Source organism: Curvibacter gracilis ATCC BAA-807, from assembly GCF_000518645.1.
GTDB classification, from domain to species: domain Bacteria; phylum Pseudomonadota; class Gammaproteobacteria; order Burkholderiales; family Burkholderiaceae_C; genus Curvibacter; species Curvibacter gracilis.
In genome coordinates this window covers 1-15,350 of sequence record NZ_JADZ01000036.1, presented here as the reverse complement: position 1 = coordinate 15,350, position 15,350 = coordinate 1, and the positions used below count along the sequence as shown (strand labels likewise).

The window sequence follows — 15,350 nt, the reverse complement described above, 5'->3', positions numbered from 1 at the left end:
CGCCTACAAGACCGCTTCCAGGCCTTTGCGCTCCAGCAGGTGGAGCAGCTTGAGCGAAGGGCCGCTGGGCTGCTTTTCACCGGATTCCCATTTGCGCACAGAAGATGGACTGGCGTTCAACACCGATGCCAGCACCGTCTGGCTCAGTTGCAGGCGCTCGCGCAGGGCCCGGATGCGCTGTCGGTCGTAAGGGGGGATAGGTTGCAGGCACAAAACATCGATCTGTTGCTGCTTGCGCTTGTCGATGAAGCCCAGGCGCCCCAGGTCAGTTGAGGTTTCATGGACTGCTTCAAGAATCCGGCTTTTGGGCGGGGAGGCTTGATGGGGGGGCTTCATGGCCAATCTCCTGCAAGGTGCCGTCAGCAACGGCGGTTTCCAGTTCGGTATCACTGAGGCTCAACAGCGAGGCTGCCAGCATTTGCAAGGCCTGCAGTTCGGTGGGCGTGACGTTGGCACGCTCGTTTTTCTCAAAGCCGAAGAGATAGAACCAGTGACTGCCTTGACGGGCGGCCACCAGAGTTCGGGTACTGCCTTGTTTGCCTCGTCCTGGCAATGCAACCCGCTTCTTCAAGATATGACCACCCAATTCTGCGTCGATCAATCCAGCCACCATTTCCTCGACGGCGGCACAGAGTGCCACATGGGTCAAGGCCGTTTTGCGCATCCAGCGGGCGAAGTGCCGTGTTACAAAAACCCGATGTTGGGGCGTAGTATGCCACTTAGTGGCACCGTATTTCCGGCCGTAGCTCATGGGAAATGAGAGAGTTGTCCCTCATTCTTTTGGCACGGAAAGGCAGCGCGGCCGTCGAAGGCCAGCGTCATGATGGAAGGCCATTCCGACGGCGTTCCCGGGTAGGTGGCACCCAATGGGGCGGCATCGCCTGGACCGGCTCATGCAGAGCAGTCGCTGCCACCTGGGATCCCTGCAAGCTCGCAGCTTCGCAGTTGGGCGGCGCTGTCAGGGTTGGGCCGCGGGTCGATCAGGGCGCCGGAGCAGGCGCCGGCGTGGCCAGTGGCTGGCCTTTTTCCACCACATAGACGCCGACCAGCTTGATCGGCGCCTGGCCGTGGTTGATGGCGTTGTGCACCACCCCGGCCGGGATCACAAAGGCCTCACCGGCCGCCACCTTGCGTGCGGGCTGGCCCGCCATCAGCAGGGTGGCTTCGCCTTCCTGCACATAGCTGATCTCGTCGCCCGGGTGGGTGTGCCAGCCGGCGGCACTGCCCGGGCTCACCTCCACCCGGGCCACCACCGCCTCGCGGTTGGCGACCGACACATCGGCCTTGGTGACCAGGGTGCGGGTCAGCCCTGAAGCCTGTGCCAGGCACAGCGGTGCGGCGAGCAGACAGGCCAGGCCGATGAGGGGACGTTGAAGCAGTGGGGACATGAATGAAACCTCCTGTGTGATGCAGCCGGCAGTATGAAAGCAAGTCGCAGCGAAGCACTTCGGGTTTGTGCCAAGCCATCGCCACTTCCGTGGATGCCTGCTGCGGCATACTGGGTTCCCGCGGTCCCTGCCAAGGGGTTGTTGATCTTGTCCACAGGAGCTGAGCCCACCATGTCGACCCAGACCATCCAGTTGCACCGAGTCCTGCGTGCCACCCCTGAACGCGTCTACCGCGCCTTCCTCGATCCGGCGGCCTGGGCCAAGTGGTTGCCACCCCATGGTTTCACGGGCCAGGTCCATCAGCTGGAGCCCCAGGTCGGGGGCCACTACCGGATGTCGTTCACCAACTTCAGCACCGGCCACAGCCATGCCTTCGGTGGCGAATACCTCGAACTGGTGCCCCACGAGCGGCTGCGCTACACCGCCACCTTCGACGACCCCCATCTGCCGGGCACGATGCAGACCACGGTGACGCTCAAGGCCGTGTCCTGCGGGGTGGAGCTTCATGTGATGCAAGAGGGCATCCCTGCCGTCATCCCGCCGGAGGCCTGCTACCTGGGCTGGCAGGAGTCATTGCAGTTGCTGGCCTGGCTGGTGGAGCCTGAGGTCCGGGGTTAAGCCTCTGAGCCCACGGGGCCCTCACAAGTTGTCCGTCGCGTCGATCCAGGCGGGGATGTCTCGCTGACTGTGTAGCACACGCCAGACGTCGATGTGGTCGGAGCGTTCGGTGTAGAACACCAAATAGGGATAGCGTGTCAGAGGCCAGGCGCGCAGGCTGGGCAGTTGGAGTTGGTGGGCGTAGCGCGGTGATCCGGTCGCAGGGTGGCGAGCGAGGTGGGTGTAGGCTCTCTCCAAGGCGTCGATGAAGCCCAGTGCCACCTTTTCGCCAGCGCTCTTCAGGTAGTACATCACCGCGTCCTGTACGTCCTGATGGGCCTGCTCACGCGGGATGACGGTGTGATGCCTCACGCTTTGGCTCGGGGGCTGGCGCTCTGGCGAACCTGATCTCGCAGGGCATCGAAGTAAAGGGCGTCGGCCGGGGCGCCGGGTGTGGATTCTGCCCCCGCCAACAGCAGACCGCGCAATCGCTGGCGATCCTGATCATTGCGGATCAGTTCGCGCACGTACTCGCTGCTGGTGCCATAGCCACGCTGGCTGACTTGCTCATCGACAAAATTCTTCAGGGTGTCAGGCAGAGAAATGTTCATGGTACTCATGCCCATAGCCTAGGATTTTTGACAAGATTTGGCAAGAAATGAGGTGTGACGCCACGCAACTGCGGCGATGCTCAAGCCCGCACCACCCGGCTGGCCAGGGCCAGAAACGCGCTTTGCTCAGCCTCATCCAGTGGTTGCAGGATCTCGTTCTGCAGCTCTTGCACGATGGGCAGCAGGGTGGCGTGGATGCGCTCGCCCTCGGGGCTGAGCGACAGCTCGCGCGCTCGGCGGTCGCGCTCGCTGACGATGCGTTTGACCCAGCCCTTTTGCTCCATCCGGTCGATCACGCCGCCGATGGTGGCGCGGTCGTAGGCAATCAGCTCGGCCACTGTGGCCTGGTCGGTGGCAGGGTGGGCCTGGATGGCGTCGAGCGCGGCAAATTGAACCGGTGTCAGGTCGAAGCCGGCGGCCTGGGTGCGTTGGGTGAACACCTGGGTCGATTGCTGGTGCAGGCGCCGTATCAGGTGGCCCGCCATGTCGAGTGAGTTCATGCCTGCGCTCCGGGTGGTGTTTTTGATAAGTGTACTTATTTTATTGACAGCAATTAGTAAGCATAGTTATTATTTGCATACATACCGCCAAACCCTGGACGGTATCCCCCCATCCCAAGGAGACAAGCCATGCAGTTCTACAAAAACGGGTTCCGAGGCGGCAGCCCCGACATCAAGCAAGCCGCGCCAAACCGTCGCAACCGGGGCATCAACGAGCCCCTGCCTGAAAAAGTGGATGTGCTGATCGCCGGCACCGGGCCGGCCGGCCTGTGCCTGGCGGCCCAGCTGGCGCAGTTCCCCGAGATCGAGACGATGATCATCGAGCGCATGCCCACCAACATCATCAAGGGCAAGGCCGACGGCATCAACACGCGCACCATGGAGATGTTCCAGGCCTTCGGCTTTGCCGACAAGGTCAAGCGTGAAACCTACTGGGTGAACCAGACCGCGTTCTGGATGCCCGACCCGGCCAACCCCGAGCACATCAAGCGCGTGGGCCGGGTGCAGGACGTGGCCGATGACAGCTCGGAGATGCCCCACATCCTGATCAACCAGGCGCGCCTGCACGAGCTGTTTCTGGAGGTGATGAAGAACTCGCCCTCGCGCCTGGAGCCCGACTACAGCTGGGAGATCGTGGGCCTCACGGTCGACCCCGACACCGACGACCACCCGGTCACCGTCACCCTCAAGGATGCCAGCGGCGTGAACTGGGGCGCCACCCGCACCGTGCGCGCCAACTACGTGGTGGGCTGCGACGGCGCCCACTCGGCCGTGCGCAAGGCCATCGGCGGCGTGCTGCATGGTGACGCCGCGCACCAGGCCTGGGGCGTGATGGACATCCTGGCCAACACCGATTTCCCCGATGTGCGCCAGAAGTGCCTGATCTCGTCGGCCAACGAAGGCAATGTGCTGATCCTGCCGCGCGAGGGCGGCTATGTGTTCCGCATGTACGTGGAGCTCGACAAGCTGCGCCCCGACGAGAAGGCCGCCAGCCGCAAGTTCACCCAGGACGACATGATTGCCGCGGCCAATCGCATCATCCGGCCCTATTCGATCGATGTGAAGGAGGTGGTCTGGTGGTCGATCTATGACATCGGCCACAGCATCACCGACAAGTTCGACGACGTGCCCGAGGGCAGCGAGCGCAACCCCCGCGTGTTCACCGCGGGTGATGCCTGCCACACCCACTCGCCCAAGGCGGGCCAGGGCATGAACGTGTCGATGCAGGACACCTTCAACCTCGGCTGGAAGCTGGTGCACGTGCTGCAGGGCCGGGCCGACGCCAGCCTGCTGCGCAGCTACTCCAAAGAGCGCCTGACCGAGGCCCGCCGCCTGGTCGAGACCGACCACGAGTGGGCTCGCATCATGTCTGCCCCCACCACCCAGGCTGAGCGCGACGGCACTGAAGAGCCGCGCATCATCCGCCAGTTCAAGCAGAACCTCGAGTTCACGGGCGGCACGGCCGTCAAATACGACGCCTCGACCTTGATCGCATCCCCCAAGTACCAGGCCCTGGCGCGTGGCGAGGAAATCGGCCGCCGCTTCCATTCCGCACCCGTGGTGCGCCTGGCCGATGCCAAGCAGATGCAGTTGGGCCATGTGGCCGAGGCCGACGCGCGCTGGCGCCTGTATGCCTTTGCCGGCCAGGCCGACAGCTCCGCATCCGGCTCGGCGATCCACCGGCTGGCCGACTGGCTGGAATCCGACCCGGCCTCGCCGGTGCGCCGGCACACCCGCCCGGGCGAAGACATCGATGCGGTGATCGACTTCCGGGCCGTCTTCCAGCAGACCTTCGAGCAATTGGCGTACGAGCACATGCCCTCGCTGCTCAAGCCCAAGACGGGCCGACTGGGCTTGCAGGACCACGAGAAGGTCTTCTGCGTGGACCACAAGGGCGCAGGCGATATTTTTGACATGCGACGCATCGACCGGGCCCGCGGCTGCATCGTGGTGGTCCGCCCTGACCAGTACATCGCCCACGTCCTGCCCCTGGATGCCTTTGACGAGCTGGCGGCCTTCTTCGCCGGCATCCTGCGCTGAGTGGCGGCCCTCGGGCCGCCATTTTTTGCATAAGAAGCGTTGTAAATATTCGTTTTTCAATCCAGCCTGGGCACGAACAATGGCGCCACCATGACCCGTGTCAAGACAGGCTGAGCTGGCCTTGCTGAAGCCAGCCCAGGCAGGCTGTTGCGCGCACCGGTCAGATCGATCCCACGATTCTTTCCAGGAGTGCCAAACATGAGCCAGACCTTGCGGCTGCCCGATGGGGCGCTGGCCCAGGCTGCCCCAGCCCCGGGGGCCACCGCTGGGGGCGCCTTGCCCGGCGGCCTGCTGCGCCGGGCGGGGCGGGCGTTGCGCCCCTGGTTGCTGCCCTGGGCCGTGCCGCTGCTGCTGCTCTTGCTGTGGTGGGTGGCCGCCCGCCAGGGCTGGATTGCCCCGCAGGTGCTGCCTTCGCCTGAAGACGTTGGCACCACCCTGGTCGAGCTGGTGCGCAGCGGCGAGATGGCCGACAACCTGTGGATCAGCGCGCAGCGGGTGCTGTTCGGCTTTGGCGTGGGCGCCATGGCGGGGCTGCTGCTGGGCGTGGGCATGGGCCTGTCGCCGCGCTTCAAAGATTACGTTTACCCCTTGTTCAAGGCCTTCAGCCAGGTGCCGGTGCTGGGCTGGCTGCCGCTGCTGATGCTGCTGGTGGGCATTGACGAGGCGCTCAAGATCATCCTGATTTCCAAGGCCGCGCTGGTGCCGGTGGCCCTCAACACCGCCAAGGGCATCGAAAACGTGCCCAACCGCTACGTCGAAGTGGCACGGGTGTTTGGCTTCACGCGCTGGCAATTGCTGTCGCGGGTGGTGTTTCCGGCCGCCGCCGCGCCGATCTGGAACGGCATCCGCTACGGGCTGACCCACGCCTGGCTGGCGCTGGTGGTGGTGGAGCTGCTGGCCTCGTCCGAGGGGCTGGGTTTCATGATCGTTTACGGCCGCCAGTTGTTTCAGCTGGATGTGGTGATGGCGGCGGTGATCGTGGTGGGCGTGGTGGGCTTTGCGCTTGACAAGCTGCTGGCCCTGGTCGAGCTGCGCCTGCTGCGCTGGCGTCGGGTTGGTTTTTGAGGCAAAGGTGTCGCATGTCTGAACCCGTTTCCGCTTCTGTTTCCACTTCGGTCCCTTCGGCTCCCGCGCCAACGCGCAGGCCGTCCTTCGCCTTGCCCGCAGCCCTGCGCGGCTGGGTGTTGCCCCTGCTGTTGCTGCTGCTGTGGTGGCTGGCGGTGTCGCTGGGCTGGTCCAAGTCGCCCTTGCTGGTGCCGGTCAGCCAGGTCTGGCACACCGCGGTCGAGCAGACCGTGAGCGGCGAGCTCTGGCGTGCCTTGCGCTCCAGCCTGTGGCGCGATCTGCTGGGTTTTGCCATCGGCGCCAGCGCGGGCCTGATCTTCGGCACCGTGCTGGGCCTGTCGCGCCTGTTCGAGAGCCTGCTGGGCCCGAGCTTTCACACGCTCAAGCAGATCTCGTTGTTTGCCTGGATCCCGCTGCTGTCGGTGTGGTTCGGCCTGGGCGATGCGGCCAAGGTGGCGTTTTTGTCGCTGGCCGCGTTTTTCCCGGTGGTGCTCAACACCTTCGAGGGCATCCGCAGTGTGGCGCCCGAGCTGATCGAGGTGGGCCGGGTGTTCGAGTTCTCGCGCTGGCAGATGCTGCGCCGCGTGGTGCTGCCCTCGGCCCTGCCTTCGGTATTTGCCGGCATCCACCTGGGCCTGATCTACGCCTGGTTGGCCACCCTGGGCGCCGAGTACCTGCTGGTCTCGGGCCAGGGCATCGGCAACACCCTGATCGATGGGCGCGAGCACTTCAAGATGGACCTGGTGCTGTTTGGCGTCATCGTGGTCGGTCTGGTGGGCTTTGCCCTGAACTGGCTGGCCAGCCAACTCGAGCACCGTCTGCTGGCCTGGCGCGGGCGCTCGGTCGCCCAGTACGAATAAGCCGCTGACCACGCGCAGCACAACCCCTGTCGTTCTCTCTTTCCCGGACCGATTCACCATGGCACATGCAGGAACCCTGACGCTGCAAAACGTCAGCAAGCAATACGAGGTCAAGGGCGCTGCCCTGCCGGTGTTGCAAGACATCTCGCTTTCGATCACCCCGGGTGAGTTCGTCAGCATCGTGGGCGCCAGCGGCTGCGGCAAGTCCACGCTGCTGCGCCTGATCATCGGGTTGGAGGAGGGCTACCAGGGCCAGATCCTGCTCGACGGCCAGCGCATCAAAGGCACCAGCCTGAACCGAGGCATCGTGTTTCAGGAGCACCGCCTGTTCCCCTGGCTCAATGTGCGCGACAACATCGGTCTGGGCCTGCTCAACTCTGACCAGACCGAGGGCCAGAAGCGCATGGCCGTGAACGAGCACATCGAGCTGGTGGGCCTCAACGGCTTCGAGACCGCCTACCCGCACCAGCTTTCGGGTGGCATGTCGCAGCGCGTGGCGATCGCGCGCGCCCTGGTCAACCGGCCCGACATCCTGCTGCTCGACGAACCCTTTGGCGCTCTCGACGCCCTCACGCGGGCCCACCTGCAGCAAGAGCTGCACCGCATCTGGCAGCAGGAAGGCATCACCATGATCCTGGTGACGCACGATGTGGAAGAAGCCGTCTACCTGGGCGACAAGGTGGTGGTGATGGAGCCCCGCCCGGGCCGCATCCGCCAGGTGCTGCCGGTGCCCCTGCCGCACCCGCGCGACCGTGCCAGTTTTGCCTTCACCCAGGTGAAAGAGTCGGTGCTGCGCGAGTTCTCGGGCCACCCGGCTGCCGCCTTGATCGAAGCCCCGCTGCGCCCTGAAGCCCCGGTGGCAGCCCATTGGCAGTTTGCCGTCTGAACTCTTGTGCCAAGCCCCATGAGCCAAGTCCCATCAGCCCCTCGGGCCCCGCGCCGGGCCTTCTTCCGCCGAGCCACCGCCGCCCTGGGCGCCGTGGCCGCCACCCCGATCCTGGCCCAGGTTCAGAGCCCCTCGACCCCCGAGGCCGCGCCGCTGACCGTGCCCGACTGGAGCCGCCAGCCCGGCGAGCCCGTGCTGTGGCACCCCTATGGCCAGCCCTCCGAGCACGAGCGCCACGTGGTGCGCCGCAGCCGCGGCAACGCGCCTTTCCCGGGGGCGGCTTCGTCGATGACGCCGCTGGCCGATCTGTTCGGCATCATCACCCCCACCGGGCTGGTGTTCGAGCGCCACCACGCCGGCATCCCGCAGATCGACCCGGACCAGCACCGCCTGGTGATCCATGGTCTGGCCAAACGGCCCCGGGTGTTCACGATGGACGACCTGCTGCGCTTCCCCTCGGTGTCGCGCATCCACTTTCTGGAGTGCTCGGGCAACACCGGCACCGAGTGGCGCACCCCGACCTCGGCCAATGTGCAGTTGTCGCATGGCCTGCTGTCGTGCTGCGAGTGGACAGGCGTGCCCTTGTCGGTGCTGCTCGACGAGGTGGGCATCGCCCCCGAGGCGCGTTGGATCCTGGCCGAAGGCGCCGATGGCGCGGCCATGTCGCGCAGCATCCCGGTGCACAAGGCCTTTGAAGACGCCCTGGTGGTCTATGCCCAGAACGGTGAGCGCCTGCGACCCGAAAGCGGCTACCCGCTGCGCCTGTTCCTGCCCGGCTTCGAGGGCAACATGAGCATCAAGTGGCTGCGCCGCCTGAAGATCGGCACCGAGCCCTTCCAGACCCGGGAGGAAACCTCCAAGTACACCGATTCGTTGCCCGACGGCACGGCGCGACAGTTCACCTTTCTGATGGAGGCCAAATCCGTCATCACCCGGCCTTCACCGGGGCAGGTGCTGCGCCAGCGCGGCTTTCATGAAATCAGCGGCCTGGCCTGGAGCGGCCTGGGCCGGGTCAAGCGGGTGGAGGTGTCGGTCGATGGCGGCCGCCAGTGGCGCGAAGCCCAGCTGCAAGAGCCGGTGCTGAACCGCGCCCTGACCCGCTTCAGCCTGGGCTGGCATTGGGACGGCTCACCCGCCGTGCTGCAAAGCCGGGTGATCGATGAGACCGGCTATGTTCAGCCCACCCGCGAGCAACTGATTGCGGCACGCGGCTTGAACTCGCTCTACCACTACAACGCCATCCAGAGTTGGCAGCTGTCAGCGGATGGGAGCCTGAAGAATGTCCATGCCTGATACGCCAAGCCCCCGCCAGAACATGTTGTCCGCGTACCGCTCCCTGATGTCGCTTGCCTTGCCGCTGTGCTTGGCAGTAGGCGCCTTGCCCCTCACGGTCCAGGCCCAATCCAGCCAGGACGCAGCTCCCTATGGCTTTGGCCGAGTGGCCACCCCGGCGGCCATCGCCGCCTGGGACATCGACATCGATGCCCAGGGCCACGGCCTGCCGCGTGGCCAGGGCAGTGTGGCCGAGGGCGCCCGCCTGTACGCCGAGAAATGCGCCGCCTGCCATGGCGAGCGCGGCCAGGGCAAACCGGCCGACGCCCTGGTGGGTGGCAATGTGCCGCTGGGGGAGCAAAAAAGCACGCCGCTCAAGACCGTGGGCAACTTCTGGCCGTATGCCACCACCTTGTTTGATTTCATCCGCCGTGCCATGCCCTACAACGCGCCGCAAAGCCTGCAGCCCGATGAGGTGTATGCGCTGACGGCCTGGGTCTTGCATGCCAATGGCGTGCTGCCCGCCGATGCGGTGCTGGACGCACCGCGCCTGAGCGCTCTCAAGATGCCCAACCAGGCCGGCTTTGTCAGCGACGCCCGGCCCGATGTCAGCAATTGGGCCTGCCGCACCTGTCGCTGAATGCCGGCTTAGCCCCCTTTCCTCGCGCCTCCATCAACGCCCCGGCGACCCTGGTCCCGGGGCTTCTGACTTTGTGTGCCCTTGTCTGGCCTCCTGGTGGCTGGCCCACACTTGGTCATATCCAAATCTGAAAACCTGCGTTCACGGGCCGCAGGTGGCGTCATACCTTTGAAGGCAGAACACCCACATTCGCCAAAAAAGGATCTCTCCCATGACGCCAGAACAAACGCCCCGGCCCTCACCGGCCCGAACACCCCAGCGATGGCTGAACGCGCTGCTGGCGCTGTCTGTTTCGCTGTTTGCAGCCATCAGCCCCGTCCAGGCGGCGGCCCCCGCTTCCATCCGCATCGGCGTGGCCACGGGTGGGGTGGGCAGCCCGCCGCGCACGGGGGGCTCCACCGTCGGCATCGTCAACGCCCAGGGCCTGATCGAGAAAGAGTTCGAGAAAGACGGCATCAAGGTCGAGTGGATCTTTTTCAAGGGCGCCGGCCCGGCGGTCAACGAAGCCCTGGTCAACCAGCAGCTGGACCTGGCCTGGCAGGGCGACCTGCCCTCCATCGTGCACCGCGCCAATGGCGTGAAGACCCGCATCGTGCTGGGCACCGGCGTGCGTACCGGCCTGTACCTGGGCGTGCCGCCGGACTCGACCATCACCCGCATCGAAGACCTCAAAGGCAAGCGTGTGGCCGTGTTCAAGGGCACCAACCTGCACCTGGCCGCCGTGCGCGCCCTGGCGGCGCATGGCCTGAAAGAGAGCGATGTGAAGCTCATCAACCTCGACCCGGCCGGTACCCAGGCGGCCCTCAGCACCCGTGACATCGACGCGGCCTTCAGCTATGTCGACCTGTTCCGCCTGCGCGAAAGCGGCGTGGCCAAGGTGGTGTGGTCGGCGGCGGCAGATTCGTACCGCTTCACGCGGCAGACCGTGCTGCTGGCCACCGAGGTCTTTGCCACCGAACACCCCGAGCTGGTGCAGCGCGTGGTGAATGTGGTGGTGCGCACCGCGCGTGAGTATTCCGAAGAGTCGCGCCGTGGTGACTTGTTTGCCCAGTGGGGCAAGGCCGAGCTGCCCGAAAAATACTGGCGCGAAGACTTTGTGGGCCAGCCGCTGCGGGTGCGTCTGTCGCCCCTGCTCGACCCTTTCTTGGTGGCCCGCTACAAGGACGCCACCGACGAGTCCTTCAAGCTCAAGCTGATCCGCAAGCAGCCCGAGATCGACAGCTGGTTTGACCGCCGCTTTCTGAACGCCGCCCTCAAAGAGCAAAAGCTCGAAGGCTATTGGCCCGAGTACGCCGCCGACGGCAACCTGGTGGGCAGCCAGGGCGCCAAGCGCTGAACCTGAAACCTCAAGCACGGAGTCCACATGAGTCAGAGAAAACTGCGCCTAGGCGCCTTTGTCATGGCCACCGGCCACCACGTGGCCGCCTGGCGCCACCCCGGCTCGCAAATCGACTCGGGCGTCAACATCGATCACTACATCGAGGTGGCCAAGACAGCCGAGCGCGGCCTTTTCGACCAGGTCTTTGTGGCCGACAGCCCGGGCCTGTGGCATCGGGGCGGCGATGAATCGCTGAGCCGCCAGGGCCGCGTCTCGTACTTCGAGCCAGTCACGCTGTGGGCGGCGCTGTCGGCGGTCACTAAGCACATCGGCTTTGTGGCCACGGCCTCCACCACCTACGAAGACCCCTACCTGCTGGCGCGCAAGTTCGCCTCGCTGGACCACATCAGCAAGGGCCGCGCCGCCTGGAACGTGGTCACCACCAGCGCCGACAACGTGCACGGCAATTTCGGCATTGATGCGCACCCCGACCCTGCCGTGCGCTACGAGCGGGCGCATGAGTTCGTGCACGTGGTCAAGGGCCTGTGGGACAGCTTTGACGACGATGCCCTGGTGCGTGACCGGGCCAGCGGCGTCTACGTCGATCCGCGCAAAATCCATGAGCTCAACCACGTGGGCAAGTACTTCAAGGTCAAGGGCCCACTGAACATCGAGCGCCCACCCCAGGGCTACCCGGTGATCGTGCAGGCCGGCTCGTCGGAGGACGGCAAAGAGCTGGCCGCCGCCAGTGCCGAGGCCATCTTCACCGCCTGGACCAGCCTGGCCGAGGCCCAGGCTTTCTACCGCGATGTGAAGGGCCGCCTGGCGCGTTACGGCCGCCGCCCCGAACAACTGCTGGTGCTGCCCGGCATCTCGCCGGTCGTCGGGCGCACCGAAGAAGAGGCCCAGGCCAAATGGGCCGAGCTGCAGGGCCTGATCCACCCCTCGGTGGGCCTGGCCACGCTCGAGCCTTTCTGGCCCGGTGAAGACCTGCAGCGCTGGGATCTGGACGCCGTGCCCCCCTACTACCCCGAGCCGCCCAAGGGCATCAACAGCCGCGCCCATGTGGTGATCGAGCTGGCCCGGCGCGAACGCTTCACCGTGCGCCAGCTCTACGAGTACCTGGCGGGTGCCCGCGGCCATTGGGTGGTGGTAGGCACCCCCACCACCATTGCCGACCGCATCCAGGAGTGGTTCGAGAACGGCGCGGCCGATGGCTTCAACGTGATGCCGCCGGTGCTGCCGCAGTCGCTCAACGAGTTTGTCGACCTGGTGGTGCCCGAGCTGCAACGCCGCGGGCTGTTTCGCACCGCCTACGAGGGCCGCACCCTGCGCGAGAACCTGGGCCTGGAGCGCCCGGCCAGCCGCTACGCGCAACAGGCCAAGGCGGCCTGAGCACCGCCTTTCATGTTGTCCCGCCTTCATCTCACGTCCATTGATCAGGAGAACCCACGATGAGCAGCACCGTTCTGGAACCCACCCACGCCGCCTCCATCTCGGCACCCTTTGAACTGCAGCCCCTGGCCGGCAAGCTCGGGGCTGAAGTGCGCGGCCTGCGCCTGTCGGGCGAACTGGATCCCGCCACCTTCGCCGCCCTCAAGCAGGCCCTGCTGCGCCACAAGGTGCTGTTTTTCAAGGGCCAGCAGCACCTGGACGATGCTTCGCACCAGGCCTTTGCCCGCCTGTTCGGGCCGCTGGTCGAGCACCCCACCGTGCCCTCGCGCGATGGCACCCAGATCCTGGAGCTGGACTCGGCCCATGGCGGCCGCGCCGATTCCTGGCACACCGACGTGACCTTCGAGGTCGACTACCCCCAGGTGGCGGTGCTGCGCTCGGTGGTCATCCCGCCCACCGTTCACTGAACAACATCCCATTGAAAATCAATAGGTTAGCGCTGATGAAATCCTTCCCAGGGAATTTCCAGGGATGAATCGGGCGCCGTAGTGGAGTTCAGCCCGAGATTGCAGCCTCAAGCCGGCCCATCTCCAGCGCGTTGCGATCACCATCCAGCCAGCGCGAATAGGTGCCCAGGAAGATCTCGACGCTGTGACCCAACTGGCCCGCGCAGAACGCCGGGTTCATCCCGGCCATCAGCATCTGAGTCGCGTAGGTGTGCCGGCAGTTGTAGGGGCGACGATACCTGATGCCCAACCACTTGAGTACCGGAATCCAGTAGGACTTCAGGAATACGGTTTCGTTGGCCCAACCCTTCGAGGTTCTGGGGTCCAGGAATACTGTTGGTCCTTTCGCACGGGGCAGTAGGCTCTGACGCTCGAGTGCCGCGCGCGACCTGCTGTTCATGATCACTCTGCGAGCCACATTGGTCTTTGTCGATCCTTTGTACTGGCCTCGTACCAGGGACTCTCTGACGTGCACGATGCCGTGCTCGAGATCGACGTTTGCCCACGTCAACCCCAGCAGTTCACCAGTTCTCAGCCCACTCCAAAACCAGAACTCAGCCATGTTGAATACATGCCCAGGGAAGAGCTGCCCGATCTTTTGAAGGATGGCCTCGCTCTCCTCTCGTGTGAACGGATCCGGCGGCAACTTCTGATGCTTTGCTTTGGGCACCTTGGCCGCAGGATTGACCTCCAGCACACGATCTGTGACCGCGGCCTCCAGTGCGTCCTGCAGCACGCCCAAGTAGTTGTTTCGGGTCTTGCCGCTCAGATCCGGGCGGCTGGCCAGCGCTGTGAGCACATGGCTTGTGAGCATGGTCCGAAGTGGAAGATCGCCGAGCTTCTTCCCGAACTTGTCGCAAGTCGAAGACTGCCAGAAGCGAACCGCGCTCGAGTACCCAGCCCGGGTTGAATGCTCAACTCTGAGAGTTGACAGCCAGGTGTCCAACTGTTGCCCAACGGTTAAGACACCGGTGCCGGTGTCGTCCTCGTGGAAGTACTCCCGCATCGAGAACGTTCCGAACTTGATTCGAGTCCGAATCTCAGCGGCCAGGCGCTCGGCGAACCCGACATTCGCCAGGGTAGGGCTGATCGGCTGCCCATTGGCCTTGAGAGTCCGCCTGTACTGGCGGCCCTCAAAGGTGAATGACAGCCTGATGCTGGTCTCTCGAACCTCTACGCCGAGCCCGATGCGACCCACTTTTCGAACCCTTTGATCGAGATGTAGACCCGGCCGGCGCGGCGTTGGTAGTGGCGCCCTTCGAGCCATTTTCCTTCGAAAATCATGCAGCGCACGGCCGGCTGAGTGAGTCCAGAAATCTTGGCGAACAACTCAACAGTGACCCACTCCGTCGTGCGGATCTGGATCACCATCGGCTCGTCATTGGCTGGCTCCTGGGCGGCTCTGCGGGCCCCGACGTTGTGGCCGCGATCGAGGTGCAGGCCGGCGATGTCAAATGACTCATCGCCCTGGGTGGTACGCTGGCGCTTCATTGGTTTGCCTCCTGCCCGTTCAGGTACGTGAGCATGTCTTTGGCGTCGCACAGGTCGGCCAGTTCTTGATTCACTTGTTGGAAGTGCTCGTTGTGCTCGGCAGCCAATCCGCAAACCACATGAGCGAGTTCGTGGATCAGGTAATGGCGCTCCAGATCAACGGTCGGATGCTTCGCCACCATCACTTCAATGGGGTCATGTTTGAAATCGGCATACCCACCGATGCCCGTTGGAAGCTCCGCATTGAGTTCGACGGTGTACCTATGTCCAGGATAGTGGGCCTCGAAGACCTCCAGCACTCGCTCAAGTTGATCTTCCGTCATGCTGCCACCTTTCTGGTTTTCACCTGGTCATCCATGGCCTTGAGGGCGCTTTCGATGCAACCGCTGGCGGCATCGAAGTAAGCGCAGTACCAGTCATCGCTCCAGCGCCATTCGTGCTGATCTGCCACCTGCAGGGTCTCGATCAGTTGCAACATCGACAGCGCTTGTTCGACGTTGAGGCGCAGCTGATCCGGCAATGCATTGTGATTCTGGAGCACGATGTTCACGCGGGACATCAGCCCTGCTGCCGCTTGAAGAGTGCCGAAGAGGCCGGTCACTTTGGCAGGCTCTTTGAGGTTGGCATCTCCACCAAAGACATGAATCAGGCAGCGCACAACTGCATCTGCGCGGTAGAGGCTGGTGTGAATCGCCCCGGATTTTGAGGAGGCTCAACACTCTGAGAGGATTGAGCCATGAGCAAGTCGAACAAGTTCTCACCCGAGGTGCGTGAGCGCGCG

19 protein-coding genes and 1 pseudogene are annotated in these 15,350 nt (G+C 64.5%); 10 read left to right on the top strand and 10 right to left on the bottom strand.

The features are described from left to right. Positions 1-3: 3 nt before the first annotated feature. From L880_RS0122245 to L880_RS0122240, 3 genes are all read right to left on the bottom strand, one after another. Complete coding sequence (locus tag L880_RS0122245) at positions 4-336, bottom strand: helix-turn-helix domain-containing protein (RefSeq protein WP_027477554.1); 333 nt, start codon at positions 334-336, stop codon at positions 4-6. Further along, a complete protein-coding gene (locus tag L880_RS35155) occupies positions 290-751 on the bottom strand; it encodes a type II toxin-antitoxin system RelE/ParE family toxin (RefSeq protein WP_084461538.1) in 462 nt (153 codons plus the stop codon). The genes L880_RS0122245 and L880_RS35155 overlap by 47 nt, the downstream gene beginning before the upstream one ends. Before the next feature lie 229 nt (positions 752-980). Further along, complete coding sequence (locus L880_RS0122240) at positions 981-1,388, bottom strand: cupin domain-containing protein (protein WP_027477553.1); 408 nt, start codon at positions 1,386-1,388, stop codon at positions 981-983. A gap of 171 nt (positions 1,389-1,559) precedes the next feature. On the opposite strand from L880_RS0122240, the gene L880_RS0122235 reads away from it, so the two are divergent. After that, entirely contained in the window at positions 1,560-2,006 is a 447-nt protein-coding gene (locus L880_RS0122235; RefSeq protein WP_027477552.1) for an SRPBCC family protein, read from the top strand. Between the two features lie 21 nt (positions 2,007-2,027). On the opposite strand, the gene L880_RS0122230 is transcribed toward L880_RS0122235, so the two are convergent. The 3 genes from L880_RS0122230 to L880_RS0122220 all read right to left on the bottom strand — a co-directional run bounded on the left by L880_RS0122230 (position 2,028) and on the right by L880_RS0122220 (position 3,096). Continuing rightward, positions 2,028-2,357 (bottom strand): type II toxin-antitoxin system RelE/ParE family toxin, encoded by a 330-nt coding sequence (locus L880_RS0122230; RefSeq protein ID WP_027477551.1) that lies wholly within the window; start codon positions 2,355-2,357, stop codon positions 2,028-2,030. Beyond that, positions 2,354-2,605 (bottom strand): ribbon-helix-helix domain-containing protein, encoded by a 252-nt coding sequence (locus L880_RS0122225; RefSeq protein WP_027477550.1) that lies wholly within the window; start codon positions 2,603-2,605, stop codon positions 2,354-2,356. Before L880_RS0122225 ends, L880_RS0122230 begins: the two co-directional genes overlap by 4 nt. A gap of 71 nt (positions 2,606-2,676) precedes the next feature. Next, positions 2,677-3,096 carry a MarR family winged helix-turn-helix transcriptional regulator gene (locus L880_RS0122220; RefSeq protein ID WP_027477549.1) on the bottom strand — a complete coding sequence of 140 codons (420 nt, stop codon included), beginning with the start codon at positions 3,094-3,096 and terminating at the stop codon, positions 2,677-2,679. A gap of 129 nt (positions 3,097-3,225) precedes the next feature. Between L880_RS0122220 and L880_RS0122215 the strand changes: the two genes are divergently transcribed. The 9 genes and pseudogenes from L880_RS0122215 to L880_RS33145 all read left to right on the top strand — a co-directional run. Beyond that, positions 3,226-5,136 carry an FAD-dependent monooxygenase gene (locus L880_RS0122215; protein WP_027477548.1) on the top strand — a complete coding sequence of 637 codons (1,911 nt, stop codon included), beginning with the start codon at positions 3,226-3,228 and terminating at the stop codon, positions 5,134-5,136. Positions 5,137-5,334: 198 nt separating this feature from the next. Continuing rightward, a complete protein-coding gene (locus L880_RS0122210) occupies positions 5,335-6,201 on the top strand; it encodes an ABC transporter permease (protein WP_027477547.1) in 867 nt (288 codons plus the stop codon). Positions 6,202-6,293: 92 nt separating this feature from the next. Continuing rightward, the gene (locus tag L880_RS0122205; protein WP_027477546.1) at positions 6,294-7,061 is read left to right on the top strand and encodes an ABC transporter permease; all 768 of its coding nucleotides are present in this window, start codon (positions 6,294-6,296) and stop codon (positions 7,059-7,061) included. Positions 7,062-7,119: 58 nt separating this feature from the next. Next, positions 7,120-7,947 (top strand): ABC transporter ATP-binding protein, encoded by an 828-nt coding sequence (locus L880_RS0122200; RefSeq protein ID WP_027477545.1) that lies wholly within the window; start codon positions 7,120-7,122, stop codon positions 7,945-7,947. An 18-nt stretch (positions 7,948-7,965) separates the two neighbouring features. Further along, a complete protein-coding gene (gene soxC / locus L880_RS0122195; RefSeq protein ID WP_027477544.1) occupies positions 7,966-9,240 on the top strand; it encodes a sulfite dehydrogenase in 1,275 nt (424 codons plus the stop codon). 46 nt (positions 9,241-9,286) lie between these two features. Beyond that, positions 9,287-9,859: a c-type cytochrome gene (locus L880_RS0122190; RefSeq protein WP_027477543.1), complete on the top strand. Its 573-nt coding sequence runs from the start codon at positions 9,287-9,289 to the stop codon at positions 9,857-9,859. 211 nt (positions 9,860-10,070) lie between these two features. Next, the gene (locus L880_RS0122185; protein ID WP_211245349.1) at positions 10,071-11,195 is read left to right on the top strand and encodes an ABC transporter substrate-binding protein; all 1,125 of its coding nucleotides are present in this window, start codon (positions 10,071-10,073) and stop codon (positions 11,193-11,195) included. 27 nt (positions 11,196-11,222) lie between these two features. After that, complete coding sequence (locus tag L880_RS0122180) at positions 11,223-12,572, top strand: LLM class flavin-dependent oxidoreductase (protein WP_027477541.1); 1,350 nt, start codon at positions 11,223-11,225, stop codon at positions 12,570-12,572. A 59-nt stretch (positions 12,573-12,631) separates the two neighbouring features. Further along, positions 12,632-13,024: pseudogene (locus L880_RS33145) on the top strand (TauD/TfdA dioxygenase family protein); the annotation flags it as partial. Positions 13,025-13,127: 103 nt separating this feature from the next. Here L880_RS33145 and L880_RS0122170 read toward each other — a convergent pair. The 4 genes from L880_RS0122170 to L880_RS0122155 are packed head-to-tail and all read right to left on the bottom strand — an operon-like array spanning position 13,128 to position 15,227. Next, positions 13,128-14,276 (bottom strand): site-specific integrase, encoded by a 1,149-nt coding sequence (locus L880_RS0122170; protein WP_027477540.1) that lies wholly within the window; start codon positions 14,274-14,276, stop codon positions 13,128-13,130. After that, positions 14,252-14,569 (bottom strand): excisionase family protein, encoded by a 318-nt coding sequence (gene xisR, locus L880_RS36490; protein ID WP_245615297.1) that lies wholly within the window; start codon positions 14,567-14,569, stop codon positions 14,252-14,254. Before xisR ends, L880_RS0122170 begins: the two co-directional genes overlap by 25 nt. Further along, on the bottom strand, positions 14,566-14,892 hold the full coding sequence (locus L880_RS0122160) for a hypothetical protein (RefSeq protein WP_027477538.1): 327 nt from the start codon (positions 14,890-14,892) through the stop codon (positions 14,566-14,568). Before L880_RS0122160 ends, xisR begins: the two co-directional genes overlap by 4 nt. Continuing rightward, on the bottom strand, positions 14,889-15,227 hold the full coding sequence (locus tag L880_RS0122155) for a hypothetical protein (RefSeq protein WP_027477537.1): 339 nt from the start codon (positions 15,225-15,227) through the stop codon (positions 14,889-14,891). Before L880_RS0122155 ends, L880_RS0122160 begins: the two co-directional genes overlap by 4 nt. Between the last annotated feature and the right edge of the window lie 123 nt (positions 15,228-15,350).